At 67.2% G+C, this 2,466-nt stretch carries 2 protein-coding genes; both read right to left on the bottom strand.

Annotation, left to right across the window (positions count from 1 at the left end; all coding sequences use genetic code 11):
- The coding region (locus EOA60_RS39305) for an alpha/beta hydrolase (RefSeq protein ID WP_164899614.1) at window positions 1–1,157 on the bottom strand (1,157 nt) is incomplete at its 3' end.
- 310 nt (window positions 1,158–1,467) lie between these two features.
- Window positions 1,468–2,466 (bottom strand): MFS transporter (locus tag EOA60_RS28635; RefSeq protein WP_128312286.1); only part of this gene is annotated, 999 nt, incomplete at its 5' end.

Below are 2,466 nucleotides of genomic sequence, written 5' to 3' on the forward strand. Positions count from 1 at the left end.
ATCTCGCCGGGGTCGCCGCGCGCCCGCCAGCCTTTGACGTAGCCGCCGTAGAGGATCATGCCCGAGACTTTCTCGGGGTGGCGTATGGCATAGGCGATCGAAACCGCGCAGCTCTGCGACAGACCAAGAAGCGTGAAGCGATCGAGCCCCGCGGCCTCGACGACGCATTCGAGATCCGACACCATCGTGTCGAACGAGACGTCGGCCACGTGGCGTTGCGACAGGCCATTGCAGCGCTCGTCGTAGCGCACCAACTGGTTCCGGCGTGACAGTTCCCTCATCCAGTGCCGCCAGATCGGGCTGTCCCAGTCGAAGGTCAGATGCGACATCCAATGCGCGGCGCGCAGGATGGGCGGGCCGCTGCCGGTCTTGGCAAAAGCAAGCCTTGTGCCGTCGCGAGCCCGGCAGAAATGGACGGCGCGGCCGGGATCCTGCGCGGGCGTCGGGCGGTTGGCAAGCTGAGTGGAAGGTGATTGCATCTGGGCCACGTCCGTGGCGCCGCGTTGCGCGGAGCGTCCCGTCGGCTGGGCGGCTGCCGCCCTCACCTTCTCTTCCAGCGCCGCGATCTCTTCCGCCAGGCCGATATCCTCCGGCAGCAGCCGGCGCAGGCGCCTGGCAAGCGGCAGCGCACGCCTCGGCTCGCCGGCCAGGCGCTCGATCAGCTCGCGCAACATGCCGAGCTCGGCGATCTCGACCTCGCTGGCGACGCCCGCGCGCCAGGCCTCGTATTCGAAGCAGCGCTCGAGCGAAAGATCGGCGAGGAAATCGCCGCGGATCGAACCGGCCACGGCTTCCAGCTCCTCCGTCGAAGCCATGGAAAGATCGCCCTTCACCAGCGGCAGCAGCCGGGCATAGTCCGTGCCAAGTTTCAGCGAGACAGTGTTGCGGTCGGCGACCAGAGCGGGTTCGTCCTCGCCGAGCACCTGGCGGATCTTGGACAAGCTCCAGCGCAAGGCGCCGCGCGGATCGTCGGGAATGTCCCAGAAGATTTCGCAGAGCCGCTCGCGCTGATGCGCCTTGCCGGTGACGGCGAGATAGGCAAGCAAGGCTCTCGTCTTGCGCGACGGAGGCAGGTCGAGCAGCGCGCCGTCGCGGACCACCTGGAAGTCGCCGAGCACGCACAGGTCCAGCAGCCCCTTATGCGGAGCGTCGGTCATCCGGCCGGGCACCCTTCCACTGCCATCTGGCTCCTCGTCGATGCGGCGGGAGAAGACCGCACCGGAATATCAAAATCGGCTAATTTACGGAAGCCGATACGGCAAGAAGGACATTGGGAATGTGCGATGGGTTACATTGGCGGCGATGCGTACTCTCCCTTCGAGGGGAGCTGTCGCCGAAGGTGACAGAGGGGGCGCTTCGCGTGAAGCGCCAGCGCTCTCCCCGACATCAGACGGCGTTGGCAATCCAAGTGAGACGCCCCCCCTCTGTCCTGCCGGACATCTCCCCCGCAAGGGGGAAGATTGGATGTTACCGACGCTTTCGCAAACCTCCAACCACCGCAATTGCCACCGCCAGGGCGACCAAACCCGCCGCCACTGCGAACGTAAACGCCATCCCGCCGGCGACTGCTTCCGGTGCCGCGGCGCCGACCTCGCCAGTGCCCACCGTGAACGCAAACACCGCGCCCATCACCGCCGTGCCGGTGATCAGGCCGAGATTGCGCGACAGGCTGAGCATGCCCGAGACAACGCCGCGCTCGTTCTTATCGACATTGGCCATGACGGCGGTGTTGTTCGCCGCCTGGAAGAGCTGATAGCCGGGCGTCAGCAGCATGATCGCCGCCGCGTAGCCGGCGACGCCGAACAGCCCCGGCAGCAGAGCAAGTGCGAGGCAGCCGATGGTCATCAGCACCAGCCCGGCAACGACCATGGCGGACGCGCCCAGGCGATCGACGAAGCGGCCGGCAGTCACGCCGCACAGCGCCGAGACGACCGGGCCGATCGACAGCACGGCGCCGACCTGCGCCTCGTCCAGGCCCAGCGCGCGCGACAGGAAGAAGGGCCCGACGACAAGCGTCGCCATCATCACGGTGGAGACCAGCCCATTCATGGCAAGGCTCGGCGCCAGCACCGGATCGCTGAACAGCGCTGGTTTGACCAGAGGCGACGCCACTCTCCGCTGCGCATAAAGGAACAGGCCGGCGCCGAGAACGGCCATGCCGAGCAGCGCGATGTTCGTGCCGCCGAAATGGCCGCGTCCTGCCGTCATCGCCAGCGCATAGGCGGCGAGCGTCAAGGCAAGCAGCAGCGTGCCCAGAATATCGAAGCGCGGGCCAACGCCCTGCGCCTCACTGCGGAGGATCGTCGCGGTTTGATCGCCCGGCAGGAAGCGCCGGGCGAGGATCATCGCCACGACGCCCAGCCCTGCAGTGACGAGGAAGATCGCGCGCCAACCGAGGGAAGCGATCAGCACGCCGCCAAGCGACGGCCCCAGCGCCGTGCCGATCGCCGACATGGTGCCGAGCAG

It is taken from the genome of Mesorhizobium sp. M1A.F.Ca.IN.020.06.1.1, from assembly GCF_004023265.1.
In the GTDB taxonomy this organism is placed as follows: Bacteria; Pseudomonadota; Alphaproteobacteria; order Rhizobiales; family Rhizobiaceae; genus Mesorhizobium.